The following is a 26,882-nucleotide window of genomic DNA, read 5'->3' as shown; positions in this document are numbered from 1 at the left end:
CGCCACTCGACAAGGAGGATCCTGAATGAACGCGTACCGGGGGAAAATGCGCACCACGCTCCTGGCGGGGATGTCCTGCATTCCGCTGCTGATGCCGGTGGCCGCTGAAGCTCAAACCAGCGACCCCGCAGCGACGCCGGCGGCCGCCGGATCGACGCAGTCCGCCGACGCTGCTGCGCAGGCACCGGCCGGCGAGGAAATCATCGTCAATGCGCGCCGGCGCTCTGAATCCCTGCTCAATACGCCGCTGTCGATCACGGCGGTGGGGCAGCAGCAGTTGCAGCAGCAGTCGATCGTCAGCTTCCAGGATCTGAACCGCGTCGCGCCCAACGTCATCCTGCGCCAGTCGAACAGCGGCGGCGGCTCGATCGACGCGATCATCCGCGGCCAGACCTACGCCATCTCGAACATCGCCAACGATCCTCCCGTCGGCTTTTATTTCGACGACGTGATCGTCACGCAGAACAAGGGTGCCGCCGTTGGCCTGTTCGACATCCGCTCGATCGAGGTCTCGCGCGGCGTCCAGGGCACCCTGCGGGGCCGGAACAATACCGGCGGCGCGATCAACATCTACGTGAACGGTCCCGAACTGGGCGCGACCACCGGCGAAGTGGCCGGGGCCTATGGCTCGCGCGACTATGTGCAGTTGCAGGGCATCATCAACCTGCCGCTCACCGATACGCTGGCCGTAAGGTTCGGAGGCCAGCGCATCACCCAGGACGGCTACGGGCGAAGCACCGAGAGCGGCCAGCAGGTCGGCGGCCGCCATCAGTGGCTCGCGCGTGCCGCGGCCCTGTTCCAGCCGACGTCGGATTTCTCGCTGAACCTGACGTACGAGCATATCGACATCGATCAGCAGCCGGGCGGTCGCCGCCTGATCCCCGGCAGCCAGAACTACAATGCGCTTCTGGCCGGAACGCGCAACGGCGTGAACACCAGCGGCATCCAGCGTACCGAGGCACAACTCCAGCCCTCCGACTTCTGGGACTCGACGACCGGCTATGTGATGCCGAACGATCAGGCCAAGATCGATTTCGTTCGTGGAACGCTGAAATACGATATTTCCGACGCGATCAACCTGAAGGTCGTCAGCGGCTATCGCACGCTCTCGGCGCGCGGTGGCATCGATCTCGAGGGTGGTCCGGCGCTGGTGCTCGAAAGCATCAACGGCGGCACTTCGAACCAGTTCACGATAGAGCCGCAAGTTTCGGGTAAGCTGTTCGAGGATCTGGTCAGTTACGTCGCCGGTTACTACCACTTCTCCGATCGCGGCAAGCTGGTGGCCGATACCTATGCCTATGGCGTCAATGCGGCAAACCCGTCCGCTCCCTTCCGCAATCACATCGTCATCCGCGAGGGGGCGACGAATACTTCCGATGCCGGCTATTTCCACGTCGAGGTGCGCCCTTCGGATAGGATCGAGCTTGCCGGCGGCGTGCGCTACACGTCCGACAAGCGCGAAGTCCGGCCGAACCGCCTCAACGACTATTCCGATCCCCGCTCCAGCCTGAACGCCCTGTTCAACGCGGGCACGCTCGGGCCGGCGGGCTGCCTCTACACGACGCCGAACGCGGCGGGCGTGCTGCGCCCGGCCGGCGGCTTCATCCTGCTCGGCGGCAATGCGATCGCCAACGGCGCTTGCCCCGATACGCAGTTGAAGGCGAATTTCGACTATTGGTCCTACGATGCGAGTGCGCGTTACCGCCTTACCGACAATCTCACCATCTACGCGCGTCATGCGCTGGGGCAGAAGGCGGGCGGCATCAACGTGCCGATCCAGTCCACCATCGCCGCGCCGTTCCGGCCGGAAAAGGTGCGCGACTATGAAGTCGGGCTTCGCGGCAGCCGGATAGGCGGCCTCCTCGATTTCTCGCTGGCACTTTACTATTCCGACTACAAGAACATGCAGCGCTACGTCAGCTCGCTGATCCCCGGCGGAGGCGGCGTGGCCTCCGTGGTGATCAATGCGGGCGCCGCGACGATCAAGGGCGTGGAGGGCGAGTTCCGGCTCAACCCGACCCGAGGACTGAACCTCGACGGCTTCTTCGGCTATACCGACGCGAAGTATGACAGGTTCGTCACCACCACGGCGGCCGGAGCGACGGTAGATCTCACCGATCAGCCGTTCGTCGGCACGCCCAAGTTCACCAGCCGCCTGGGCGCCAGCTACGGCTTCGAGATGGGCGGCGGCGAGCTGCGGTTCGGCGGCGGCTGGGTTCACCAGAGCAATGCGTCGCTGCAGACGATCTTCTTCCCGGGCGCGGAGACGGGCAAGATCGATCTGGTCGACGCCCGCATCTCCTGGACCAGCGACGATCGTGCGTGGGAGCTTGCGGCCTACGCCACCAACCTGCTGAAAGACAAGTATTTCACTGCCGCGACGACCAATCGTACCGGCGTTTCCAGCTCGTTCGCAGACGTGACCGGGGCTTACGGCAATCCGGGCGATCCCCGCTTCTTCGCCTTGCAGGCTACGTGGCGGTTCAACGCCGCACGATGATGCTGCCGGTTGCCGATCAGCGCATGGCTACGAGGCTTTCGGTATCGCCGGTAGCCTCGGGTCCTGTTCGCTCGGACGTCGCTCCAGCGAAAGGCGCACTTGCCTTCAGCGGCGGCCGACCGCGTGGCTGACAATCTGGTCGCGGATTTCGTGATCGTCGGCGGCGGCACGGCGGGGTGCGTGCTGGCCGACCGGCTCTCCGCCGACGGCCGGCACACGGTCATCATGGTCGAGGCGGGCGGTGCCGATCGCAACCCGTGGCTGCATATCCCGCTCGGCTATGGTCGCGTCACCGGCGATCCCCGGTTCGACTGGCGGTTCCGCACGGTGCCGCAACCCGGCCTCGACGGTCGCAGCGTGACGGTGCCGCGCGGGCGCGTGCTCGGCGGCAGTTCGTCGACCAACGGCCTCCTCTACGTGCGGGGCCAGCCGGAAGATTATAACGAGTGGGCGGCGGCGGGTTGCGTCGGTTGGTCCTATGCCGACGTACTGCCGTATTTCCGTCGCTCCGAAGACCAGCAGCATGGGTCGGATACCTGGCATGGCTCCGGCGGGCCGCTGGCGGTGCGCGATCCCGTCGACACGCATGAGATGTGCGACGCGTTCATCGCCGCCTGCGCGCAGGCCGGCGTGCCGCGAACCCGCGATTTCAACGGTGCCGCGCAGGAGGGCGCCGGCTATTATCAGATGACGGTTCGTGGCGTGCGCCGCTGCAGCACCGCGACCGCTTTCCTGAAGAGGGCGCGTCGGCGCGACAATCTTCAGGTACTGACCGGGACGGTCGCCGAACGCATCCGCTTCAGCGGGCGTCGGGCGAGCGGCGTCACGCTCCTTTGCGGCGGCCGGAAGATCGAGGTGGCAGCCAGGCGCGAGGTGATCCTCACCGCCGGCGCGATCGCCTCTCCGCAACTCCTGATGCTGTCCGGCATCGGTCCCGCCGCGCATCTGGCGGACCACGGCCTGCACGTGCTGATCGACCGCCTCGTCGGCGTCGGCCTGCAGGATCATCTCAACGTCCGCAGCGTCTACCGGGCGGCGCGTCCGATCACGATGAACGATCGCCTGCGCGGGATCTGGGGCAAGGCGGTCAGCGGCGCGGACTATCTGGTGCGCGGAAGGGGGCCGCTGACGATCGCCGCAGGCTATGCGGGCGCGTTCTACCGTGCCGACGGTGCGCGCGGACGCCCCGACATGCAGGGCTATTTCCTCCTGTTCAGCACCGATGCCAGTGGCGCGGCGCTGGAGCGTCACTCCGGCTTCATGACATCCGCCTACCAGCTGCGGCCGGAGAGTCGCGGCACGCTGCGGCTCTCCGGCTCCGACGTGCGCGAGATGCCGCTGATCGATCCGGCCTATCTGTCCCACCCGGAGGATCGACGACTCACCGTTCAGGGGATCCGGCGCTTCTTCGGGATCATGCGCCAGCCGGCTTTGGCCCCGTACATCGCCCGGGCCGACCCGCCGCTCGACGCCGATGACGAGACGATCCTGGCCCATGTCCGCAGTAAGGCGAGCGCCGGCCACCATTTCGCGAGTTCCTGCCGGATGGGCGCGGACGCCGATGCGATCGTCGACCCGCGTCTCGCGGTCAGGGGTGTCGAGGGCCTGCGCGTCGTCGATGCCTCGATCATGCCGTTCGTCGTATCGGGCAACACCAACGCCCCCGTCGTGATGATAGCCGAGAAGGGCGCAACCATGATCCTTGAAGACGCAGCGAAGGCGCTTGCCGCATGACCCGCGGCTTCACGATCGCCCACCCGGACCATCTCTATATCGGGGGATCGTGGGTGACGCCGTCGTCCGGCCGACGCCTGAAGGTCGTCAACCCGGCCGACGAGAGCGTCGTTATGGAGGTCGCGGCTGCCGCCCCCGCCGATGTCGACCGCGCGGTGACGGCGGCGCGGGCGGCGTTCGATCATGGCCCCTGGCCACGCCTGACGCCGCCGGAGCGCGCGGTCAGGTTGCGCCTGCTGGGTGACGCCATGCGCCGCCGCCAGAGCGAGTTCGCCGCCGCCCTCACCACCGAAATGGGCTCGCCGATATCGGTCAGCACGGCGACCGTGGCGGGTCCGCCTGCCCTGATCGACTTCTATGCCACCCTCGCGGAAACTCTACCGGAGATCGAGGAGCGCGATCGCCGCCAGGGAACCGCCTACGGCGTGATGGAGCCAGTGGGCGTGGTGGCGGCGGTCGTTCCGTGGAACGCTCCGCTCAACCTCGCCATCCTGAAGCTGGCGCCCGCGCTCGCCGCCGGCTGCACGATCATTCTGAAGCCCGCGCCCACGACGCCGCTCAACGCGCTGCTGATCGCCGAATGTCTCGACGAAGTCGGCCTTCCGGAAGGCGTCGTCAGCGTGCTGCCCGCCGACAACGACGTGTCCGACCGCCTCATTGCCGATCCGCGCGTGGACAAGGTGACGTTCACCGGCTCCACCGGCGTCGGACGGCACATCGCCCGGATCTGCGCCGACCGGCTCGCCCGCGTCGCGCTCGAACTCGGCGGCAAATCTGCGGCGATCATCCTGGACGACATGGACATCGAGGACGCGGTCCGCCGCCTGGTGCCCGGATCGACGATGGTGAGCGGGCAGGCCTGTTCGGCACTCACCCGTGTTCTGGTGCCGCCGCACCGTCGCGACGCCTTCGTCGAGGCATTCGCCGCGGCGCTCCGCCAGATGCGTGTCGGCGATCCGCAGGATCCCGCCACGCAGCTAGGCCCCATAGCCCTCGAACGGCAGCGTGACCGCGTGCTCGATTACGTCGCGATCGGCAGAGCGGAAGGCGCGCGCCTCGTCACCGGCGGCGGGCGCCCCGCGAACCTGCCCCGCGGCTTCTTCGTCGCGCCGACCCTGTTCGACGGCGTCGACAACAGCATGCGGATCGCGCGCGAGGAGATCTTCGGCCCGGTCGTCAGCGTGATCGCCTATCGTGACGAGGAAGACGCCATCGCCATCGCCAACGACAGCGACTACGGCCTCTACGCCAGCATCTTCACCCATGACGACGATGCCGTCTGGCGGCTGGGCCGGCGGCTGCGCACCGGCAATGTCGGCAAGAACGGCGTCATCATCGATCGCACGCTGCCTTATGGCGGCTTCAAACAGTCCGGCATCGGCCGCGAGGGCGGGATCGAGGGCCTGCGATCCTTCCAGGAGCAGAAGATGGTCTATCTCGCCTGATCGATTTCGCGACGCCGATCAATCGCGGGCCGGGCGATACCGTGGTTGATCCCCACCGTGCCGCGCTGTCTGTCACGCGTTGAAGGAGATACTCTCGTGCACGATCTGGTGATCCGCGGTGCCCTCATTCTGGACGGCAAGGGCGGTCGGCCGTTCACCGGCGACCTCGCCGTGGACGCGGGCAGGATCGCGCAGGTCGGCGGCGTAATCGGCGAAGGCGCGGAGGAGGTACAGGCCGGCGGCCTCGCCCTGATGCCGGGCATCATCGACAGCCACACCCACTATGACGCCCAGGTCACGTGGGATCCGCTGTGCGATCCATCGCCCGCGCTTGGCGTGACCACCGTCGTCATGGGCAATTGCGGCTTCACGATCGCGCCCTGCAAGGCGGAGGACCGGCAGCTCATGATGGGTCATCTGACCCGCGTCGAGGGCATGTCGATCGAGGCGCTGCAGCAGGGCATCGACTGGGGCTTCCGCACCTTTCCCGAATATCTCGACATGGTCGAGGCAAAGGGCGTCGGGCCGAACGTCGCCGTCTACATCGGTCATTCCGCGCTGCGCACCTTCGTGCTCGGCGCCGCCGCCACGGAGCGGGCGGCGACAGCGGAAGAGATCGGGGCGATGTGTGCCCTCGTCGACGAGGCGATGGAGGCCGGCGCGCTGGGCTTCTCAAGCTCGACGCACGAGCAGCATGTCGGTTGGGGCGGCGTGCCCATGCCCTCGCGCCTGGCGGAGACGGATGAGTTCGAGGCGATCGTGAAAACGGTCGGCGCCAGGGAGAAGGGCACGCTCATGCTGGTGAAGGGCTCGAAGACCAGCATCGCCTGGATCGAGCATCTGGCGTCGCTCGCCGATCGGCCCGTGCTGGTCTCGGCGATGCGCCACCATCCGGCGGCGCCCGACAAGGTGTTCGAGGATCTCGCCGCGCTGCGCAATGCGCGGGAGCGGGGGCGCCGCCTCTACGGGCAATGCTCCTGCATGCCCATGGCGATGGATTTCAGCCTTGAGAACCCTTACCCCTTCGAAGGCTATGACGCGTGGAAGCGCGCGATCGAGGCGGACGGACGCGACGCCTATATCGAAGTGCTGAAAGACTCCGCTTTCCGCGCCGCGATGAAGCATGAGATCGAGACCGCGCCCGGCATGCGCATCTTCCGCGGCAATTGGGAGACGCTGACCGTCGCGACGGCCGGTGACGCGGCGAACCGATCGCTTGAGGATCGCGCGATCGGCGAACTGGCGCGCGAGGCGGGCAAGCACCCGTTCGACTATTTCCTCGACCTTGGTCTCGAAGAGGATCTCAAGACCCTGTTCGCAACAGAGTTCTCCAACTACGATGTACCGTCGGTCGGCCGCATCCTCGCCGATCCCGACAACCAGATCTCGCTAGGGGACGCAGGCGCGCACCTCTCATTTCTCTGCGAGGCGGGCTACGGCCTTCACCTGCTGGGCCGCTGGGTGCGCGACCTGGCCGTGCTGTCGCTGGCGGAGGCTGCCCGCCGCCTGTCCGGGCAGCAGGCGAACCTGTTCGGCATCGCCGATCGCGGAACGCTGGAGCCGGGGATGGCGGCCGACCTCGTCCTGTTCGATCCGGCCACGGTTGGCATCGGTCCGAAACAGAGGCTGTTCGACCTGCCCGGCGGCGCCACGCGCCTGCGCACGGACGCGCGCGGTCTCCATGGCGTGTGGGTCAACGGGGTGAAGCTGGCGGACGGCACCGGCCCGATCGCTCCGCGACAAATGCCCGGCAAGGTGCTGCGGGACTTCGTCGGCTGATGTGGGGCGCAGGCTGATCGATCGCGCGGGCCGTCGCGCGAGCGGTTCAGGCGCCCTTGAAGATGGGCTCACGCCTCTCGCGGAAGGCGGCCACGCCCTCGTGATGATCCTGAGTGCGGCTCATCAGCGGCTGCATCGCATATTCCATCTCCAGAAACGGATCGAGCGCGGGACTTTCGACCAGCTGGAACTGCCGCTTGGCCATGGCGAGGGAGAGCGGCGCCTGCGCCGCGAGCGAGGCCGCGAGAGCGCGGGCGCGCGCGAGCAGGCCGCCGGCCGGCAGCACCTCCATCACCAGGCCAAGCGCCCGCGCCTCCTCGGCGCCGACCGTTCGGCCCGAATAGGTGATCTCCTTGGCCCGCATGGTTCCGACCTGCCGGGTGAGCAGCCACACCGCACCCGCATCGGGCGCGAAGCCGATCTTGCCGAACACCTGCGCGAACTTCGCCCGATCGGATGCCAGCACGAAGTCGCAGCACAGGGCGAAGCTCCATCCCGCACCGACGCATGCCCCGTCCACCGCCGCGACGACGGGCTTCTTCAGCTGGTAGATCGACCGCGCGATGCGGTGGAGCCGCCGCATCTTCATCATCGACAGGGCAGGGCCGCCACCACCCATCTCGCCGACGTCCATGCCCGAGCAGAAGGAGCCGCCGGAGCCAGTTAGCACCACCGCCCGGACATCGTCATTTTCCGACAATCCCTCGAACGCCGTCCACAGTTGCTCGCGCATTTCGAGGGTGACGGCGTTCTTCTTCTCCGGCCGGTTGATCGTCACCGTGGCGACGGCGTCGGCGATGGCAAGATCGATGGACATGGGCGTTGCTCCTCCCCCGTCGAACTAGCAGAGGCCGGGCCTGCGCTGCACCCGGGGCACGCTAAATCGAGGATGCGAAACCGCTACGCACGTCTTCGGCGGATCCGACGGGGGCGGTAGGGTTGCGGACGAGAAGGAGAGGCCGATCATGACCCAACCCGTTCTAACGCTCGATCCGGCGCGCACCGCCATGCTGATCGTCGACATTCAGGACTTCACGGTCGCCCTGCCGACAGCACCCCTCTCCGGCCCGATGGTGCTGGACAATGCGGTGCGGCTGGCCGGTGCGGCCCGCGCCGCGGGCGTGCTGGTCATTCTGGTTCGCGTCGGCCATCCCGACAATGCCGTGCCGCAGCTTTCCCCGATCGCGGACGCCACGTTCGCCGGGAGCGGCACGTTCGCGGCGGATCGGGATATCCCGGCCATACTCGGGCCGGAGCCCGGCGACATCGTCATCGACAAGCTCGGCTGGGGATCCTTCCCGGGCACGGGTCTGGACGCCGTTCTGCGCCGTCGCGGGATCGACACGATAGTCATCGCCGGCCTCACCACCCACATCGCGGTGGATACGACCATGCGCGAGGCGCATGCGCTCGGTTACGATCAGGTCTTGGCGAGCGACGCCGTCTCGGCGTTCACCGCCGCCGAGCACGATCACGTGCTGACCTCGATCGCCCCGCGCATCAGCCGGGTACGAACGACCGATCAGATCGTCGCGGCGCTCGGCGGCTGATCGCCTGTCGGTTCGCGCGTTCCCGCCGCTTCTCGCCCGAAACATCGGCCTGTCGAAAAGCTCCCGCGAAAGCCCTGATTCGGTTGAAGCCGTGCGGCCGCCGGCGTTCCGGTACCGCCATGAGACTTTCCGACCAGATCGCGGACTATGTCCACGCGACCCGCTTCGACGATTTCGCCCCCGAGGTGATCGAGCGAACCAAGGATCTGATCCTCAGCTCGGTCGGATCGACCGTCCTGGGCGCTGCGATGGAGCTGCCGCGCAACATGGCGGATTACGCCCGCGCGATCGGCGGCGCGGGCTGCGCCAACGTCGTCGGCTTCGCCTTCAGAACCAGCGCCGAACAGGCGGCTATGCTCAACGCCATCTCCTCCCACTGTACCGAGCTTGAGGATGTCGCGTGGCCGGAGGCGCAGTATACGTGCTGCCTGCTGCCCGCTGTCCTCACGCTGGGCGATGCGCTGGGTGCGAGCGGGCGGCAGGTGCTGAAAGCGGCGATCGTCGGCTTTGAGGTGGCGGCCCGGCCCGGCATGACCTGCTCGGACGGCGGCGCGGCGGCGCGCGGCTTCCTGTCCTGCGCCAATGTCGGGACGATCGGCATGGCGGCGGCCGCCGCCAAGCTGATGGGCCTGACGCGGGAGCAGATCCGCGACGCCGTCACCCTCTCGGTCTCCGTCGGCGGCGGCATGGTGCGCCAGACCGGCTCGGCCGCCCATGTCGTCGAGGCCGGTTTCGCCGCCCGCGACGGCATCATGGCCGCAAGCCTGGCGGCGCGCGGCCTGGGCGGCAATCCGGCGATCCTCGAAGGCAAGGCGGGCTATTTCGATGCCCTCGCCGGCCAGCCCGAAATCGCCTTCGATCTCGGCACCGGCGGCGACCTGCGGGTCATGGCGGTCGGCCAGAAGAAATATCCTTGCTGCTACATGCTCCAGCGGGTCATCGACTCCCTCAAAGGGACGATGGCGGAGCATGGCTTTACCGGGGACGACGTCGTCGGGGTCGAAGTCGAGGTGAATCGCGCCTTCCCGACGATCATGAAATATCCCGATCCGAAGGATGTCGAGGAGGCGCGCTTCAGCCTGCCGCACGTCGTCGCCGCCACGATCGCGGGCGAGCCGATGGATCCGCGCACCTTCTCCGCCGCCAAGCTGCACGCGCCCGAGATCCTCAGGCACCGTGGCAAGGCCAACATGATCGTCCACGACGAATGGGGCTACGATCAGCTCGGCAAGGCGGACATCGTCACCGTCCGCCTGAGCGACGGGCGCGCCTTCCGGGCGGAGGCGGTGCAGGCGAAGGGCGATGCCGCGCTGCCGCTGAGCCGCGAGGAGACGCTGGCGAAGTACCGCGCCTGCACGGACGGCATGATCGATGCCGGGCTGCAGGCGTGGTCTGCCGATCTGCTCGCTAATCTGGAAAAGGCCGACAGCGTGACGCCGCTGATGTCGCGACTCTCCGGCACAGACGCACACATTGCCGGGCGCGCCTGATGGACCTCAATTTCACGCCCGACGAACTGGCGTTCCGCGAGGAAGTCCGCGCTTTTCTGCGCGACAACCTTCCCGACGACCTCAGGCGCAAGATGATCGAGCGTCGCCATCTGGGGAAGAACGACATCGTGCGCTGGCAGCGCATCCTCAACGGCCGCGGCTGGGCGACCACCGCGTGGCCGGTGGAGCATGGTGGCCAGGCGTGGACGCCGGCCCAGCGCTACATCTTCCAGGAGGAGATGGCGCTTGCCCATGCGCCGGAGGGATCGCCGTTCAACGTCAACATGATCGGCCCGATCGTCTGCCGGTTCGGCACGCCGGAGCAGCAGGCGCAGTTTCTGCCGCGTATCGCCAACCTCGATGATTGGTGGTGCCAGGGCTTCTCCGAACCCGGCGCGGGGTCCGACCTCGCATCGCTGAAGACGCGGGCGGGCCGCGACGGCGACGAGTATGTCATCAATGGCCAGAAGATCTGGACCACGCAGGCTCAGCATGCAGACTGGATGTTCGCCCTGGTCCGCACCGATGCCTCCGGCCGGAAGCAGCAGGGCATCACCTTTCTGCTCATCGACATGAGGACGCCCGGGCTGACGGTACGCCCGATCGAGACGATCGACGGCGAGCGGGACGCCAACGAGGTGTTCTTCGACGATGTCCGCGTGCCTGTCGCGAACCGCATCGGCGAAGAGGGCAGGGGTTGGGACTATGCCAAGCATCTGCTCGGCAGCGAGCGGTCCGGCATCGCCCGCATCGGGCTGTCGAAGGAGCGGCTGGGGCACCTGCGCGCCACCACGACGGCGATGGCGGCGGACGGGCGCCTCTCCGCGCGTGAAGCGGATGCGTTCCGGCGCAAGCTGGTCGAGGTGGAGGTCGAACTGCGCGCGCTGGAGCTTACGCAGCTGCGTGTCGTCGCGGCCGACGCGCATGGCGGCGGGGCGGGGGCGGCCGCCTCCATCCTCAAGGTGCGCGGCACCGAATCGCAGCAGCGCATGACGGAGCTGATGATCGAGCTGGCCGGCCCGGCGGGCCTCGCCATGCCGAGCGGTTCTGCCGCCAACGATCCGGCGGACGGCTGGGTAGAGGCGGCCGCGCCATTCTATTTCGCCATGCGCAAGGTCTCGATCTTCGGCGGCTCGAACGAGATCCAGAAGAACATCATCGCCAAGTCCGTTCTCGGGCTGTGAAGGACCGGCCATGGACTTCGATCTGACCGACGAGCAGCGCATGCTGGGCGACAGCGTCACCCGGTTCGTCGCCGAACGCTATGATTTCGAGAGCAGGGCGCACCTGTTGCGCTCCGAGACCGGCTGGAGCCGCGAGATCTGGCGCGAGATGGCGGATCTGGGGCTGCTGGGCCTCGCTTTCGCCGAGCAGGACGGCGGTTTCGGCGCGGGCGGCGTCGAGACGATGATGGTGATGGAGGCGCTGGGCCGGGGACTGGTGCTGGAGCCGTATCTGTCCACGATCGTCCTCGGCGGCGGGGTGCTGCGGCATGGTGGAACGCCGGCGCAGAGGAGCGAGCGCATCCCCGCCATCGTCAGCGGCGAATGGCTGCTGGCGCTGGCGCATCACGAGCCGAAGGGGCCGCGCTTCTCGCTCGGCGCCGCGACGCGGGCCGAACGCACCGCCGCCGGCTGGCGGATCGAGGGGCGCAAGGTCGCAGTCGTCCATGGCGCCGATGCCGACGAGCTTATCGTGAGCGCGATCACCGACGAAGGGCTGAAGCTGTTCCTCGTCCCCGCCGCGATGGTCGAGCGGGATCGCCGCGTCGGCTATGACGGCGTGCCTCTCGCCGACGTGGCGCTGAACGGCGTCGAGCTCGGCGCGGACGCCGTGGTCGGCGATGGCGCAACCCTTGCCCGCGTGATCGAGGAAGCCAATGCCGCGCTCGTGGCCGAGGCGGTCGGCATCATGGCCGACACGCTGGACCGCACCACCGAATATCTGAAGACGCGGGTGCAGTTCGGCGTGTCGATCGGCAGCTTCCAGGCGCTCCAGCATCGCGCCGTCGACATGCTCATCCAACTGGAGCTGGCGCGCAGCATGTCGATCCTCGCCGCGCTCTCGCTCGACCAGCCCGTCGAGACCCGCCGCCGCAACATCGCGGCGGCGAAGGTCCAGATCGGCCGCTCCGGGCGCATCGTCGGCCAGCAGGCGGTGCAACTGCACGGCGCCATCGGCATCACCGCCGAGTACAAGGTTGGCCACGCCTTCAAGCGGCTGACGGCAATCGATGCTGCCTTCGGCGATGCCGATTGGCAGATCGACATGCTCGCGGAGGCTGGCGGCCTGACACCGGCCTAAGGCCGCGGGCGCCACCTGGAGGGGTGGCGCCCACCTCGCGAAGTCAGTATCCCTTGAAGGTCGGCTTGCGCTTCTCGGCGAACGCGCTCGTCGCCTCGGCATAATCCTGCGTCAGCATCGTCATGGATTCGTAGGCGATGCTGAGTTCCAGCACCTGGTTCAGCTGCTGCTTCACCTGCTTGTTCACCGCCGCCTTGGACCAGCGCACGGCCCATACCGGCTGGCCGGCAATCTCCTGCGCGATCTTGACGGACTCGGCCAGAACGTCCGCCTTCGGGAAGGCATGGTTGACCAGGTTCATCGCCGCCGCCTCGGCCCCTTTCAGCAGCTTGCCGCGCATCAGGAATTCCTTGGCGCGCTGCGGGCCGATCAGCATCGGCCAGATCACCGCGCCGCCGTCGCCGGCGACAAGGCCGACCCTGATGTGGGTGTCGCCGATGCGCGCATCCTCCGCCACGATGCTCATGTCGGCGAACAGCGCGATGGTGAGGCCCAGCCCGATCGCGTCGCCATTTACCGCCGCGATGATCGGCTGCGGCACCAGCAGCATATGCTCGAACAGGCGCAAGGTGTTCTGCGGCACGCGCAGCGCATATTCGAGGCCGAACTCTGTGCCGGCCCGCGCGGCCATCCGCTTCACGTCGCCGCCGGCCGAGAAGGCGCGGCCGGCGCCGGTCAGCACGATCACCTTGATGCTCTCGTCGCGCGCGAGATCGAGCCAGATGTCCTCCATCTCGCGATGCTCTTCCGGTCCTACCGAGTTGAGCGTGTCGGGCGCGTTCATAGTGACCACGGCGACGCCATCCTCGGCCACCTCGACCTTGATGAAGGCGTATCTGTCGTAAGCGATCGGGGTCAGCCAGGTACGGGTCTGGGTCACGCACACTCTCCTTGTTGCTCATCGGGTCGTCGCACGGCGGCATCCCAGGCGCTGAGTTTCTCGCCCGCTTCCGCCAGGCGGCGGAGCAGGGGCACCGGTTCGAGCGAGGCGCTGCCGGTCTCGGCCGCCATCGATTCCAGTCTGGCGACGACGTAAGCGAGGCCGACCTCGTCCGCATGAAAGAGCGGCCCGCCCTTGAAGCGGGGGAAGCCGTAGCCGTTCAGCCACACCGTATCGATGTCCGATGCGCGGGCGGCGATGCCTTCCTCAAGGATGCGCGCTCCCTCGTTGACCAGAGGGAAGAGCATGCGCTCGACGAGATCGGTTTGATCGAAGCTGCGCTTTGCCACGCCCGCTTCGGCCGCCACCCCGGCGATCAGTGCCGGCAGGTCCGGGTTCGGCAGCGGCGTGCGCGACCCGGCCTCGTAGACATAATAGCCGCGGCCAGTCTTCTGGCCCAGCCAGCCCTGCTCGACGACGGCGTCCGCCACCGCGAACGGCGTGCCCCGGCGCTTGCGGATGGCGTAGCCGATGTCCAGCCCGCTCATGTCGTTGATCGCCAGCGGCCCCATCGGGAAGCCGATCGCCTTCAGGGCATCGTCGACCTGCTCCGGTGTGGCACCCTGAAGGAGCGCGCGATCCACCTCGGCCCCGCGCTTGGCGACCATGCGGTTGCCGATGAAGCCGTCGCAATTGCCGGAAACGACCGGCACCTTGCCTATCCTCCTGGAGATGGCGACGGCGGTGGCGAGCGTGACCGGGTCCGTAGTCGCGGTGCGCACCACCTCCACCAGTTTCATGACGTTGGCGGGTGCGAAGAAATGCAGGCCGACGAACCGCTCCGGCCGCGCCATGACGGTGGCGATCGCGTCGACGTCGAGCGCCGAGGTGTTGGTGGCGAGGACGGCGTCATGCCGCGTGATCCGATCGAGTTCGCCGAAGAGGCCTTGCTTCAGCGCCATGTCCTCGAACACGGCCTCCACGACCAGATCGGCGTCGGCTGCCGCTTGCACGGCGGTTGCGCCACGGATGTGGCCGATCCGCGCATCCGCCTCGCTCTGGCTGATCGATCCGCGCGCGACCGATGTGGCGTAGGTCGCGCGGATCCGCTTCAGCCCCTTCGCCACGGCCTCCTCGTCGCGGTCGATCAGCGTGACCGGGACGGCCGCTGCGGCGAAGCTCATCGCGATCCCGCCGCCCATCGTGCCGGCGCCGATAACCGCCACGGTGCCGATCGGACGCGGCTGCGCGCCATCCGGCAGCTTGGCCGCCTGCCGTTCCGCGAAGAAGGCATAGCGCAGCGCATGCGATTGCGACCCGGCGGAGAGGCGCAGGAAGTCCTCGCGGTCCGCGGCGACCGCCTCGTCGAAGGGCAGTGTCATGGCGCGAAGCACCGACTGCACGCAGGCGGCCGGCGCGTCCTGTCTCTTGAGTTTCGCGGTCAGTCCTGCCGCTTCGGCGTCGAAGACGGCGCGATCGAACGGGGCGGGCGGCTTGCGATCGCGGGTCGGCAAGGCTTCGGTCGTGCGCGCGGCCTTGCGCGCCGCCTGGATCAGGTCGCCGGTGGGGACGACCTGGTCGACGATGCCTTTCGCCTTCGCCGCGACCGCGCCGATCCGCCTGCCGGTGACAACAAGCGCCAGCGCCTCGCTCGCTCCAGCGATCCGCGCCAGCCGCGCCGCGCCGCCGGCCCCCGGCAGCAATCCGAGCGTCACTTCCGGCAATCCGATCGCCGCATCGGTCGCGGCGACCCGGCCGTGGCACGCCAGCGCGATCTCAAGCCCGCCGCCCAGCGCCGTGCCGTGCATGGCGGCGATCACCGGCTTGGCCGATGCCTCGATGGCGTTGCAGACGGCGTCGAGGCCGGGGGGCACGCGCGGCTTGCCAAACTCCCTGATCTCGGCCCCGGCGATGAAGGTACGGCCGGCGCAAGCGATGACGATCCCCGCCACGCTCGCGTCGGCGTCGAGAGCGCCGAGCGCCGCGACCAGGCCCGCGCGCACGGCGGCGCTGCTGGCGTTGATCGGCGGATTGTCGATAAGGATCAGACCGATGCCGTCCTCGATCGCGGTCGTGACCGGGCTCATGCCTGAGGCTCCTGCAAGGTGATGACGCCATCGAGCGCCAGGACGCCGCGGCCTTCCTCAAGCACCCGCAGCGGATTGATCTCGATCGTCTCGATCGTGTCCGCATTGGCGGCGGCGAGGCGGGATAGGGCGGCGACAGCGGCCGCCGCAGCCGGAATATCCGTGGGCGGCGCGCCGCGATAGCCGTCCAGCAGCGGAAAGCAGCGCAGCGACCGCAGCATCGCTGCGGCCTCGGCCTCACTCACCGGGGCGAGCCGTATGGCGACATCGCCGAGCAACTCGGCCGTCACCCCGCCCAAGCCTACCATGACCAGCGGCCCGAACAGGGGATCGCGCCGCGCGCCGACGATCAACTCCACACCGGCCGGCGCCATCTCGGAGAGCAGAAGGCCGGCGATGCGCGCGTCCGGCGCTGCCATCGCCACGCGCCTGACCATCGCCTCCGCCTCGATGGCCGCTTCGGCCGCGCAGGCGATGGCAAGCTTCACGCCACCCACCTCGGTCTTGTGCAGGATGTCCGCCGATAGGATCTTCAGCGCCACCGGGAAGCTGAGTGTCGCGCTTGCCGACCCGACATCACGCGCATGCGCGACCACGATCTCGCGCGGGGATGGAATGCCCGCCTGGCGCAGCAGGGCCTTCGCCACCGCCTCGTCATAGGCGCGGGCCGCAATGACCGGCGCATCGGCCGAAACCGGCGCCGATGTTCGCGCAAACCCTTCCGCGAACCCGTGCAAGGCGGAGATGGCGCGCACCGCCCGCGCCGGTTCCTCGAACACCGGAAAACCGGCGGCCGCGTAACGCGCGGCCTCGTCGGACGGGCAGACGACGCACAGCGCGATCGTCGCCTCTGGAAAGTCGCGCCGGAGTTCCTTCAGATCCTCCAGGAATATCGCGGACAATGCCGGCACGCCCGCATAGACGCCGAAGAAGGCCAGCAGGCTGTCATAGCAGCCGCTTTCCAGCATCGCCCGCATCGAAGCCGCCAGCAGATGCGGATCGGTGGAGAGTTGCGCGGTGATGTCCACCGGATTGGTCGGCGATCCCACCGGGCAGAGCGCCCGCAGCCGCTCCTGCGTATGATCCGGCGCGGGCGGCAGGACCAGCCCGGCATCGGACGCCGCGTCGGCCACCTGAGCGCCCATGCCGCCCGATATCGTGACCACGCCAAGCCGGTTGCCGGCCGGCCACGCCGCGACCTGCGCCGCCACGGCCGCGACATCCAGCAGTTCCTCGGTGGAAACCGCACGGTAGACGCCGTACTGCCGGAAGATCGCGTCGTAGACCCGGTCTTCGCCCGCCAGCGAGGCGGTGTGCGAGGCGGCAGCCTGCGCCCCCGCGCTGGTGCGGCCCACCTTCAGGACGATCACCGGCTTGCGGCCGCGCCGCGCGGCCTCCAGACCCGCGATCAGCCGCGCGGCATCGCGAATACCCTCGATATAGCCGAGGATCACCTTGATGCCGTCGTCCAGGGCCAGCGCCATCAACCCGTCGCCGAAATCGACGTCCGCCTCGTTGCCCGTGGTGATGAAGGTGCCGATCGCCATGCCGCGATCCTGCGCCAGCCGCAGGATGTGGGCCGCCGACCCGCCCGACTGGCTGACCATGCCGAGCGTCGGCGCGTCCGTGCGCTCCTGAAATTGCGTGGTGAAGCTGGCCCAGGCGCCGTTGGCGGCGTTGAAGACGCCCAGGCAGTTGGGGCCGACGATGCGCATGCCCGCATCCTTCGCGATCTCCACCAGTTGCCGCTGTCGCTCGACGCCTTCCGGACCGGCCTCGTTGAAGCCCGCGCTGAAGATCACCGCCGCCTTCACCTGCTTCTCGGCCGCCGCCCTGATCGCAGGCACGACGAGGTCGCCGGGTAGCGCCACGATCACGCAGTCGATCGTGTCCGGCACATCCAGGATGCTCCGATAGGCGGGCAGGCCCTGCACCGTGTCGCGGCCGGGGTTCACCGGATAGATGGCCCCGGCGAAGCCACCGCGCTTGAGGTTGGATATCGTCCTTCCCCCGATTCGCGAGGGATCGTCGCTGGCGCCGATGACGGCGATCGACGTGGGACGGAGGAAGGCGTCGAGATTGCCTCGCTCGCAGGCGGGTTCGGAAACGGGCGGGTTCATGATCGCCTGCGTACCGGCCGGATTGCCGTTCCGGGGAGTGTCGACACAAACCGACAGGATAATTCGTCCTTTCGATAATTGGCCGCGAAGCACCCCGCGCAACTCACTTTTAGCGGTCCTAGTTGGCTACTCTGCCGAAATGTGTCGACAGTTCAGCGAGGATCGCTTATGCGAAGTGTCGACAGAGAGGCGTAAAAGCCCGATCGACAGCAAGAGAGGAGGCGAAGTGGCACGTTCCCTTGAGCCGAAGACGATCAAGTCGGCGCAGCGCGTATTCGCGGTGCTGGAATATTTCGACAGCGAGCGGACTTCCGCCACCGTCACCGACATCGCGCGCGAATATGGCTATCCCCAATCCTCCGCGTCGGAGCTGCTGAGCTACATGGTGTCGCTCGGCTACCTGCGCCGTGGTCAGCGGGGCCGCACCTTCCACCTGACCATGCGCGTGGCCATGCTCGGCGCATGGGTGCAGCCGCATCTGACCCGCAGCGGCCGCCTGCTGCGGTTGATGGACGAGCTGGCCGACGAGACCGGCGGCAGCGTCGTGCTGGCCAGCAACACCCGCGTCCGGCTCCAGTGCATCCACGCGGTGCGCCGCCACGCCGAGGCGCCGCGCCAGGGCGACCTCATGGACATCCTCAACACGTCGGAGGGACGGGCGCTGCTGCTCACCTGCGATCGGGGCCTGGTCCGCAGATATGTCCATCGCCTCAATGCCGAGATGGAGGATGAAGCGCGCCGCGTCCGCTACGAGGATCTCGATGCGGCGCTCGTGGAAGCGTCAGCGAAGGGCTATGTCCGGGTCAGCGCGGACGATTTCCTCTCGCTCGCGATACTGCTGCCCATCTCGGATCATAGCGAGCAGCTGGCGCTGTCCCTTCGCGCGCCGCTGGCGGGTGCCAGCGAGCAGGCGCTCGTCCGCGCGCTCCGGTCGATTGTCTCGCGGACGCTCGGTCTCGTATCGGTGGGCGTGCCCGCCGTGGCGCCGGCGCCATCACGCCGCAGCGTCGCCATCGGCTTCTGAAGCGGGGGCATGACCATGGTTCCCCCGATCGGAGGCGTCATGCCTGCCGTCTCCGCATCGGCGGCCGCACGCTCTGACCGCCGCCGCCGAGGCGGGTGACGGCTGAGCGGTCAATGCAGCGGCACGACCTCGTAATGGGCAAGCTGCGCCCCGGCGATGAGCGGGGAGAGCATCGCGCGGATCGCGGCTGCCGTTTCGGTCATCGGATAATGCTCGACGTGGTCCTCGATCCGATCCCAGGAGACGCGCACCTGGAAGCGATCGGGCGTTTCGACGCAGCGGAGCAACTCGACCGCGCGGCACCCCGGCACCGTCCGCAACCGGGCGGATACCTCGATAAAGGCTGCCGCGAACGCATCAGCCTGTCCGGGCAGCACGTCGACCATGTTGATCTCTTGGAACATGGCGTGCTGTTCCGCCGGTATCGGTCCGCCGGCAACCCGGCCGCCATCACCCGATCGCCTTTTCGCCCTCTCGATATGTCGGCACCCCCGGCGACTCTGGCGTTCTGTGGCCTTTGATCGGGCTAAAGTGTCGACATTACCGGGAGACGATATTTGGCAACGGTTCCGATGGACGCGCACGAAATAACCCGCGCGGCCCTGCGCGACTTCTACGACGATTGCGCCGCCGCGCTCGACGCCGAGGATCTGGATGCCTTTCCCGGCTTCTTCGTGGAGGATGCGACGTATCGGGTCATCAGTCGCGAGAATGTCGACCAGGGGCTCGCCCACGCGCCGATCTATTGCCGTGGCAGGGCGATGATCGAGGATCGCATCATGGCGACGACGCGTGCCGCCCTCTACCAGCCGCGTTCGCTGCGCCACTTCATCAGCGGCGTGCGCGTGACCGGGTCTGACGGCGATGCCGTGCGTTCCGAAGCGAACTTCCTCATCATCGAGAGCCTGATCGAGCAGGAGCCGCAAATCCTGATGGTCGGTCGCTATGTCGACCTGATCGTGCGCGAGGGCGCCGACCTCCGGTTCCGCAAGCATGATGCGATCTACGACAATTACAGCGTCCGCACGACGCTCGTGATCCCCGCCTGAGGACTGGCCGATGACCGACCCGATGCCGCGCAACGATCATGCTCCCGCCAGTCGCGTTTGGCCCGCCGAAGGGCTGACCCGGGTGCCCGCCTGGCTGTATTCGGATCCCGAAATCTACCGGCGGGAGCTGGAGGTCTTCCACTATGGCAGAACCTGGAACTTCGTGGGCCTCGATTGCGAGGTGCCGGAGCCGGGCAGCTTCAAGCGCTCCTGGGTGGGCGAGCGGCCGGTCATCGTCACGCGCGACAATGACGGCGGGATCAACGTGGTGGAAAATCGCTGCGCCCATCGCGGTTCGCTGCTGTGCTGGAAGAACAGCGGCAAGGCGAAGGATCTGTCCTGTCCCTACCATCACTGGAACTATAGTCTGAAGGGCGACCTCATGGGCCTGCCTTTCCTGCGCGGCGCGGGCGGGAAGGGCGGAATGCCGCGCGACTTCGACAAGTCGAAGAACGGCCTCACCAAGCTGCGCGTCGCGACGCGTGGCGGCTCCATCTGGGCGACATATTCGAGCGACGTTCCGCCGCTGGACCGGTATCTCGGCGATGAGATCCTGATGCGCCTCGATCGCCTGGTCTCGCGCCGGCCGCTGCGCCTGGTCGGCTACAGCCGCCAGATGGTGGAGAGCAACTGGAAGCTCTACTGGGAAAACAGCCGCGATCCCTATCACGCGACCCTGATGCACCCCTTCCTCTCGACCTTCGGTATCCTCCGCACCGACGGCGACTATCATAGCGTGCCCCTGCAGGAGGGACGTCACGAATATACCTACTCGCAATACGACCCGACGCTGAAGAGCAAGACCAGCGATGCGGCCAAACAGATAAAGTCGATCCGCACGGACCTGGCGATGAAGGACAAGGAGACCGTCTCCGCCGTCGTCGACGAGTTCCAGGATGGCATGATGGGCGCCTTCCAGGTCTTTCCGACCGTGCTGGTCCAGCAGTACTTCAATTGCCTCGTCATCCGTCACCTGATCCTCAAGGGGCCGGGCAAGCATGAGCTCAGCTGGACCTATTTCGGCTATGCCGATGATGACGAGCAGGTGAGCGAACTGCGCCTTAAGCAGAGCAACCTCGTCGGGCCGGCCGGCTTCGTGAGCCTGGAGGACAGCGAGGTGCTCTCGCTGATGCAGCCGGTGGTCGAGGGCCGGCCGGATTCGCTGCAGGTGCTGGAGATGGGCGGTCACGGCACCGAGGCGCAATCGACCATGATGACGGAGGTTCTGATCCGCGCCTTCTATGATTTCTATCGCCGCGAAATGGGCCTGTGACCAGCGCGGAGCGGGGAGCTTGATCGATGACGGAATGGACAAGGATAGGGCGCGACGAGGACGTGGTGGACGGCGAGCCCTTCGCCGCCGCCCTCGATGACGGCACGGCCGTCGCCCTCTACCGTTTCGAGGGCGCGGTCTATGCGATCGGCGATATCTGCCCGCACGAGGACGTGCGCCTGTCCGAAGGCTTTCTGGATGGTGGGACGATCGAATGTCCACTGCACCAGAGCTGCTTCGAGATCCGCACCGGCAAGGTGATCGAGGGCGGGCCGGCCTATGAGGACGTCCCGTCATTCGACGTGCGGAACGAGGATGGCGCGTTGTTCGTGAGGGCGAAACGCTGATGGCGCGCGAGACCGACGCCTTCATCTATGCCGGCCTCCGCACGCCCGTGGGCCGTCATGCCGGCGGTCTGGCCGGAGTGCGGCCGGATGATCTGCTGGCCGGCGTGATCCGCGCGGTGCTGGGGTCGACCGCGTTCGATGCCGACAGGATCGAGGATGTCATCGCCGGTTGCACCAGCCAGTCGGGCGAGGACAGTCGCAACGTCGCCCGCCACGCCTCGCTGCTGGCCGGGGTGCCGGTCGGCGCGGGCGGCCTGACCGTTAACCGCTTGTGCGGCAGCGGCCTCGCGGCGATCGTCGATGCGGCGCGCTGCTGCGAGACGGGGCAGGGCGATCTCTTCATCGCGGGCGGCGTGGAGAGCATGTCGCGCGCGCCCTTCGTCATGGCGAAGTCCGAGACGGCCTTCCAGCGCACGACCAGGATCTACGAGGCGCTGGGCGAGCGGTTTCCCAATCCGGCGATCCACGCGCGGTTCGGCAAGGATTCCATGCCGATGACCGGCGACAACGTCGCGGCTGAGCACGGGATCAGCCGCGCGCGCGCCGACGCCTTCGCGCTGGGTTCGCAGCGCAAATATGCCGCCGCCAGGGCGCGCGGCTTCTTTGAGGGCGAGATCGTGCCCGTCGAAGTGCCCGGCAGGAAAGGCGCCGTGACGATCGTCGCCGAGGACGAGCATCCCCGCGCCGACAGCACGATCGAAGGTCTCGCCCGGCTGAAGCCGCTGTTCGCGAACGGCGTCGTCACCGCCGGCAATGCCTCGGGCGTCAATGATGGCGCCGCCGCGCTCATCGTGGGAAATCGCGCGGCGGGGGAGGCGGCCGGCGCCGCGCCGATCGCCCGCATCGTCTCGGCCGCCGTCGCCGGGATCGAGCCGCGCATCATGGGCCTCGGGCCCGTTCGCGCCGTGCCGAAGGCGCTGGAGCGGGCCGGGTTGACGCTGGCCGACATCGACGTGATCGAGTTGAACGAGGCATTCGCCAGCCAGGCGCTCGGCGTCACCCAGCTGCTTGGGCTGGCCGACGACGATCCGCGCGTGAACCCCAATGGCGGCGCTATCGCCATCGGGCATCCGCTCGGCATGTCCGGCGCCCGCATCGCGCTGACCGCGACGCGCCAGCTCCACGCCACCGGCGGCCGCTTCGCGCTCGTCACCATGTGCATCGGCCTCGGCCAGGGGATCGCCGCGATCCTCGAACGCGCCTGATCCAAGGACCGCAGACAAGATGGATTTTCAGCTTTCCGCCGAACAGCAGATGTTCAAGGACTCGGTCGCCTCCTTCGCGCAGCGCCATTGCGCGGATGGCGCCCTGGAGCGCGCCCATAGTGACGACTATCCCTGGCAGATCGCGCGGGCGATGGCCGAGGCCGGCCTGATCGGCATCACCACCGACGAGGTGGACGGTGGCGTCGGCGGCGCGCTGATGGATGCCGTCATCGCCATTCAGGAGATCGCGATGGTCTGCCCGCGCAGCGCCGACGTCATCCAGGCCGGCAATTTCGGCGCCATCCGCGTCCTCGCTCAATATGGCACGCCGGAGCAGAAGGAACGGCTGTTGAAGCCGTTGCTGGCCGGAAAGGCGCTGATCGCCGTCGCGATGACCGAGCCGGGCGCGGGCTCCGCCGTCACCGAGCTGAAGACCACCGCCGTTCCGGAGGGCGACGGCTATCGGATCAGCGGCGAGAAGATCTTCACCACCCATGGCCTCCACGCCACCGTCTTCCTCACGTACGTCCGCTTCGGCCCCGGCACCGGGGGCATCGGCTCGGTGCTGGTCGAACGCGGCGCGGAAGGCTTCAGCTTCGGCAAGCCCTCGCGCTTCTTGTCGGGCGAGGACTGGAACACGCTGTACTTCGACAATGTCTCAGTGCCGAAGGAGAATGTCGTCCTGGGTCCGGGCGGCTTCAAGAAGCAGATCGCCGGGTTCAACGTGGAGCGGCTGGGCAACAGCGCGCGCTCTCTCGCTCTTGGCCGTCACGCCTTCGGCCTTGCCCGCGAACATGCCCTCAATCGCCGTCAGTTCGGTCAGCCGCTCGTGAACTTCCAGGGCCTTGCGTGGAAATTCGCGGAGATGAAGGTGAAGGCCGAGGCCGCGCAACTTCTCCTCTACAAGGCCGCCACCGGCGCCGACCGCGGTTTTCCTTCCGCCGAGGACACGGCGATCGCCAAGATCGCGTGCAACCGCGCGGGCTTCGACATGGCCAATGAGGCGATGCAGATCATGGGCGGCACCGGCTATTCGGAGGAGAGCCTGGTCGAATACTGCTTCCGCCGCACACGCGGCTGGATGATCGCCGGCGGCACGATCGAGATATTGCTGAACCGCATCGCCGAGAGTGTTTTCGAGCAGAGATTGCCGATCAGGGCGGAGGCGTAGGCCGGGACGAGCCTACCTTGAAACGGGGCGTCCGCGTCCGGCGAGCCTCGGATTCGGCGCCAGCCGGTCGGGGGCGACCCGCTACCCGATCCACCCGTCGAAGACGTCCCCGGCCTCGCGCTGGATCATCGTCGCGGCCTCCATCTGTCCGTAGACCAGGGCGTTGCCGATCGTATCGAGCACGTCCGCCTTGCTCACGCCCCAGGCCTTGGACAGCAGCACATTCTCGCGGATACCTTCCGCCTGCCGGCTCATCACGTGATAGTAGAGCATGGTCGTCGGCCACATCTGCTTCGGCAAAACACACAGCATGTTTTCGAACCGGGCACGGTGGGTCTTGATCAGGCTCGGCCGGTGCCTGGCCATGAAGCGGACATAAGGCGGGATCTCGCCGATCGTGCGCAGATACCAGTCGTAGAGGCTAGACTCCTCGTCCGCGGTCATGTCGACGGTGGTGAAATCCAGCCCCGACTTGAACGCCTCCCTGTCGACTGCCCAACCTTCCGGGAACACGGCCGGCACTTCGGGCGCGTCTCCGAACATGATGCCCTCATGAGCCTCGGCGATCGTCTCCATGCCGCGCGGACCTGCGTGGACGAAGGCCATGGCCAGCATCTCCAGCGCCTGGGCTCTGCTGACCCCGCGCGCCTTCCAGCTGTGCAGCACGTAGCGCACGCCGACCACGTGACCCTTCAGGGCATAGAAGGCGAGGGTGCCGTTGCCGGTGATCGCCGGCACGACGCGCAGGGTGAGGCTGCAGTAAAGTCGATAGCGCTTCAGCACTTCGGGGCTGCGATCCAGCCACCAGTCGAGACCGTCCAGCGAGTGGCCGAACTGAGTAGCGTAATGCTCGCGAAAGCTGGCCTTCTCGTCCGCGCTGATCTCGGTCGGCGTCGACAGGTCGAGCCCGCGATGCACCCAGTGTCCGCCGCGCGGATCAAAGCCGTGGTTGATGGCGCGCAGCGCTTCCAGCTCGCTCATGGGTGAGCCCCTCCGATGGTTTGATGCGGGTGTGGTGCGATCTCGCGCCCGGGTCACGCGCGACCGCGCCGGGAGCGCGTAAACATCGCGAACTCGAAAACCCGGCGGCCCCGGCCGGTTCGGCTGGCGCTCTCGTCCCGCACGGCGGACAGCCGGGGCGACAGCGACAAAAGGACATGGTGCGTGACCAAGAAAGTGGCCCTCGTGACGGGGTGCGGCAAGCAGGACGGGATCGGTGCGGCGATCGCCCGCAAGCTGGCGGCCGCGGGCTGCGCGCTGGTGGTCGTCGATGTCGAGGCGACCGGCGTTCGCGACAGCCACGAGCCCGCCGGCGCCGCCGCTGCCGGCTGGCGCGGCGTCGAGAGCCTGGTCGAGGAACTCGGGGCGGCCGGTGCCGAGGCGAGCTTCGTCACGGGCGATATCTCGTCCGAGACCGACGTCGCCCGCATCGTCGCCCATGCGAGGAGCGCGCACGGCAGCCTGGACATACTGGTCAACAATGCCGGCGCACCGTTCAGCATGGGCCATGGCGATGTCGAGACCGTCGAGCCCGACGCCTTCGATCGCGTCATGTCGATCAACGTACGCGGCACCTTCCTGATGGGTCGGGCGGCGGCAGGCATCATGCGCGCGAACAGATGGGGCCGCATCGTCAACGTCGCCTCCGTCGCGGGCCGTCAGGGCTCGCGGCTGAACTCTGCCTATGCCGCCTCCAAGGCCGGGGTGATCGCGCTCGCCCAGACCTGGGCGCTGGAACTCGGCCCCGACGGCGTGACCTGCAATTCCGTGCTGCCCGGCCTCATCATCACCAGCCGCACGCTGTCGGGCTATGCCAAGAAGACCGGTTCGGCGGACGCCGACATGGAGACGGTCCGCAAGGCGATGGGCGTGCCGCCGGTCGGTCGCGCGGGCACGCCGGAAGACGTCGCCGAGGCGGTCGCCTATTTGGCGTCGGAAGGGGCCGGCTTTGTCAACGGCCAGTCGCTCATCATCGACGGCGGCGCATACCGGATCTGACGGGCGTGACCTCCGACCCGCCCGGCATCGTTTCCTTTGACCGAAACGTCGTCGCGGCTTATCCCTTCGGAATGCCGGACCATTCCGTGAAGCCCGATTATTCCGAGGCGAACATCAGTCTTGAGGAGCGGCAGGATTCGCTCGTCGGGCAGATCGCGGCGGAAATAGCGCGGGCGATCTCGGAAGGCGAGCTGGCGCCCGGTGCCGACCTCAACTCGGTGGAGCTGGCTACCCGCTTCGGCACCAGCCGCACGCCAGTGCGCGAGGCCCTGATGCTGCTGGAGCGCGAGGGGCTGGTGGAAATCCCGCCCCGGCGGCGCCCGCGCGTCGCGCACATCAGCATGAGCGAGGTCGAGGAGCTCTACCAGATCCGCGCGACCCTCAACGCGATGATGATCCGCCTCTTCGTCGCCAACGCGACGCAGGAGGATCTCGACGAGAGCGTCAGCCTCTACGAGGCCATGGCGAGCGATGTCGCGGCCGGCGAGTATGAGAGGTTTCAGGAGCATCGTCGCCAGCTGCACAATCACTGGCCCGATCGTTGCGGTAATCTGAGCCTGAAGAAGCTGCTGAATACCTGGAAGATGCGGATGAGCGTCGGCCGGCTGGTCGGCCCCCAGGTGCAGGATGCCGAGCGGCTGCTGCTCGATCATCAACGGCTCGTGATGGCCTGTATCGAGCGGGAGGCTGACGTCGCCGCATCCTTGCTCCGTTCGATGACCCTGTTCGGATTGCATGCGATCCAGCGCAAGCATCGGGATCGTGGGCAGGTCGACGCGCTCGCCAGGCCGGTACCCAAGGCCGGTCGCCAACTGCATATCGTGTAGGCGAAAGATACCCAAGGTGACTCGACGCGATTGACCATCATGCGCGGAGTGTCGACAGATGATTGAGCTGGTAAACGGCTCCGGTGCATCAAGGGCGAC

Annotated in this window: 22 protein-coding genes; 16 read left to right on the top strand and 6 right to left on the bottom strand. The window is 67.6% G+C overall.

What is annotated here, in order from left to right; all coding sequences use genetic code 11:
• Window positions 1-46: 46 nt before the first annotated feature.
• The 4 genes from GNT64_RS09395 to GNT64_RS09380 all read left to right on the top strand — a co-directional run bounded on the left by GNT64_RS09395 (window position 47) and on the right by GNT64_RS09380 (window position 7,458).
• The gene (locus GNT64_RS09395; protein ID WP_197277341.1) at window positions 47-2,500 is read left to right on the top strand and encodes a TonB-dependent receptor; all 2,454 of its coding nucleotides are present in this window, start codon (window positions 47-49) and stop codon (window positions 2,498-2,500) included.
• 123 nt (window positions 2,501-2,623) lie between these two features.
• On the top strand, window positions 2,624-4,234 hold the full coding sequence (locus tag GNT64_RS09390) for a GMC family oxidoreductase (protein ID WP_197277340.1): 1,611 nt from the start codon (window positions 2,624-2,626) through the stop codon (window positions 4,232-4,234).
• The gene (locus GNT64_RS09385; protein WP_156679295.1) at window positions 4,231-5,679 is read left to right on the top strand and encodes an aldehyde dehydrogenase; all 1,449 of its coding nucleotides are present in this window, start codon (window positions 4,231-4,233) and stop codon (window positions 5,677-5,679) included. The genes GNT64_RS09390 and GNT64_RS09385 overlap by 4 nt, the downstream gene beginning before the upstream one ends.
• A 96-nt stretch (window positions 5,680-5,775) precedes the next feature.
• Window positions 5,776-7,458 carry an N-acyl-D-amino-acid deacylase family protein gene (locus tag GNT64_RS09380; RefSeq protein WP_156679294.1) on the top strand — a complete coding sequence of 561 codons (1,683 nt, stop codon included), beginning with the start codon at window positions 5,776-5,778 and terminating at the stop codon, window positions 7,456-7,458.
• Between the two features lie 46 nt (window positions 7,459-7,504).
• On the opposite strand, the gene GNT64_RS09375 is transcribed toward GNT64_RS09380, so the two are convergent.
• Window positions 7,505-8,275 (bottom strand): enoyl-CoA hydratase/isomerase family protein, encoded by a 771-nt coding sequence (locus tag GNT64_RS09375; RefSeq protein ID WP_156679293.1) that lies wholly within the window; start codon window positions 8,273-8,275, stop codon window positions 7,505-7,507.
• A gap of 148 nt (window positions 8,276-8,423) precedes the next feature.
• Between GNT64_RS09375 and GNT64_RS09370 the strand changes: the two genes are divergently transcribed.
• The 4 genes from GNT64_RS09370 (at window position 8,424) to GNT64_RS09355 (ending at window position 12,802) form a co-directional block, all read left to right on the top strand.
• The gene (locus GNT64_RS09370; RefSeq protein WP_156679292.1) at window positions 8,424-9,008 is read left to right on the top strand and encodes an isochorismatase family protein; all 585 of its coding nucleotides are present in this window, start codon (window positions 8,424-8,426) and stop codon (window positions 9,006-9,008) included.
• 119 nt (window positions 9,009-9,127) lie between these two features.
• The gene (locus GNT64_RS09365; protein ID WP_156679291.1) at window positions 9,128-10,498 is read left to right on the top strand and encodes an MmgE/PrpD family protein; all 1,371 of its coding nucleotides are present in this window, start codon (window positions 9,128-9,130) and stop codon (window positions 10,496-10,498) included.
• Entirely contained in the window at window positions 10,498-11,682 is a 1,185-nt protein-coding gene (locus GNT64_RS09360) for an acyl-CoA dehydrogenase family protein (RefSeq protein WP_156679290.1), read from the top strand. Before GNT64_RS09365 ends, GNT64_RS09360 begins: the two co-directional genes overlap by 1 nt.
• 10 nt (window positions 11,683-11,692) lie before the next feature.
• Window positions 11,693-12,802: an acyl-CoA dehydrogenase family protein gene (locus tag GNT64_RS09355; protein WP_156679289.1), complete on the top strand. Its 1,110-nt coding sequence runs from the start codon at window positions 11,693-11,695 to the stop codon at window positions 12,800-12,802.
• 43 nt (window positions 12,803-12,845) lie between these two features.
• Here GNT64_RS09355 and GNT64_RS09350 read toward each other — a convergent pair whose 3' ends face one another.
• From GNT64_RS09350 to GNT64_RS09340, 3 genes are read right to left on the bottom strand one after another with little or no spacing between them, the layout of a single operon-like run.
• Window positions 12,846-13,682 carry an enoyl-CoA hydratase/isomerase family protein gene (locus GNT64_RS09350; protein WP_231639409.1) on the bottom strand — a complete coding sequence of 279 codons (837 nt, stop codon included), beginning with the start codon at window positions 13,680-13,682 and terminating at the stop codon, window positions 12,846-12,848.
• The gene (locus tag GNT64_RS09345; RefSeq protein WP_156679288.1) at window positions 13,679-15,769 is read right to left on the bottom strand and encodes a 3-hydroxyacyl-CoA dehydrogenase NAD-binding domain-containing protein; all 2,091 of its coding nucleotides are present in this window, start codon (window positions 15,767-15,769) and stop codon (window positions 13,679-13,681) included. Before GNT64_RS09345 ends, GNT64_RS09350 begins: the two co-directional genes overlap by 4 nt.
• The gene (locus tag GNT64_RS09340) at window positions 15,766-17,889 is read right to left on the bottom strand and encodes an acetate--CoA ligase family protein (protein ID WP_156679287.1); all 2,124 of its coding nucleotides are present in this window, start codon (window positions 17,887-17,889) and stop codon (window positions 15,766-15,768) included. Before GNT64_RS09340 ends, GNT64_RS09345 begins: the two co-directional genes overlap by 4 nt.
• Before the next feature lie 226 nt (window positions 17,890-18,115).
• Here GNT64_RS09340 and GNT64_RS09335 point away from each other — a divergent pair, with 226 nt between their 5' ends.
• Window positions 18,116-18,913 carry a helix-turn-helix domain-containing protein gene (locus GNT64_RS09335; RefSeq protein ID WP_197277339.1) on the top strand — a complete coding sequence of 266 codons (798 nt, stop codon included), beginning with the start codon at window positions 18,116-18,118 and terminating at the stop codon, window positions 18,911-18,913.
• 110 nt (window positions 18,914-19,023) lie between these two features.
• Here the strand turns inward: GNT64_RS09335 and GNT64_RS09330 are convergent, their stop codons facing one another.
• Complete coding sequence (locus tag GNT64_RS09330; protein ID WP_156679285.1) at window positions 19,024-19,317, bottom strand: antibiotic biosynthesis monooxygenase family protein; 294 nt, start codon at window positions 19,315-19,317, stop codon at window positions 19,024-19,026.
• Window positions 19,318-19,470: 153 nt separating this feature from the next.
• On the opposite strand from GNT64_RS09330, the gene GNT64_RS09325 reads away from it, so the two are divergent.
• Genes GNT64_RS09325 through GNT64_RS09305 form a run of 5 tightly spaced genes read left to right on the top strand, consistent with a single transcriptional unit; the run spans window position 19,471 to window position 23,958 of the window.
• Window positions 19,471-19,962 carry an aromatic-ring-hydroxylating dioxygenase subunit beta gene (locus GNT64_RS09325; protein WP_197277337.1) on the top strand — a complete coding sequence of 164 codons (492 nt, stop codon included), beginning with the start codon at window positions 19,471-19,473 and terminating at the stop codon, window positions 19,960-19,962.
• Between the two features lie 10 nt (window positions 19,963-19,972).
• Window positions 19,973-21,235, top strand: coding sequence for an aromatic ring-hydroxylating oxygenase subunit alpha (locus GNT64_RS09320; RefSeq protein WP_197277336.1), 1,263 nt, complete (start codon window positions 19,973-19,975; stop codon window positions 21,233-21,235).
• 26 nt (window positions 21,236-21,261) lie between these two features.
• A complete protein-coding gene (locus GNT64_RS09315) occupies window positions 21,262-21,582 on the top strand; it encodes a Rieske (2Fe-2S) protein (RefSeq protein ID WP_156679284.1) in 321 nt (106 codons plus the stop codon).
• The gene (locus GNT64_RS09310; RefSeq protein WP_156679283.1) at window positions 21,582-22,787 is read left to right on the top strand and encodes an acetyl-CoA C-acyltransferase; all 1,206 of its coding nucleotides are present in this window, start codon (window positions 21,582-21,584) and stop codon (window positions 22,785-22,787) included. The genes GNT64_RS09315 and GNT64_RS09310 overlap by 1 nt, the downstream gene beginning before the upstream one ends.
• Window positions 22,788-22,806: 19 nt before the next feature.
• The gene (locus GNT64_RS09305; protein ID WP_156679282.1) at window positions 22,807-23,958 is read left to right on the top strand and encodes an acyl-CoA dehydrogenase family protein; all 1,152 of its coding nucleotides are present in this window, start codon (window positions 22,807-22,809) and stop codon (window positions 23,956-23,958) included.
• Between the two features lie 81 nt (window positions 23,959-24,039).
• Here the strand turns inward: GNT64_RS09305 and GNT64_RS09300 are convergent, their stop codons facing one another.
• Window positions 24,040-24,939, bottom strand: a complete 900-nt coding sequence (locus GNT64_RS09300; RefSeq protein WP_156679281.1) for a hypothetical protein — start codon at window positions 24,937-24,939, stop codon at window positions 24,040-24,042.
• A gap of 183 nt (window positions 24,940-25,122) precedes the next feature.
• Here GNT64_RS09300 and GNT64_RS09295 point away from each other — a divergent pair, with 183 nt between their 5' ends.
• Both GNT64_RS09295 and GNT64_RS09290 read left to right on the top strand, forming a co-directional pair.
• The gene (locus GNT64_RS09295; protein WP_197277335.1) at window positions 25,123-25,956 is read left to right on the top strand and encodes an SDR family NAD(P)-dependent oxidoreductase; all 834 of its coding nucleotides are present in this window, start codon (window positions 25,123-25,125) and stop codon (window positions 25,954-25,956) included.
• 71 nt (window positions 25,957-26,027) lie between these two features.
• On the top strand, window positions 26,028-26,783 hold the full coding sequence (locus GNT64_RS09290) for a GntR family transcriptional regulator (RefSeq protein WP_156679279.1): 756 nt from the start codon (window positions 26,028-26,030) through the stop codon (window positions 26,781-26,783).
• The last annotated feature ends 99 nt before the right edge of the window (window positions 26,784-26,882 follow it).

Origin of the sequence: Sphingomonas profundi (assembly GCF_009739515.1) — a bacterium.
In the GTDB taxonomy this organism is placed as follows: Bacteria; Pseudomonadota; Alphaproteobacteria; order Sphingomonadales; family Sphingomonadaceae; genus Alterirhizorhabdus; species Alterirhizorhabdus profundi.
Note: the sequence above shows the minus strand (reverse complement) of the source record. Positions and strands in the feature narration are given on the sequence as shown.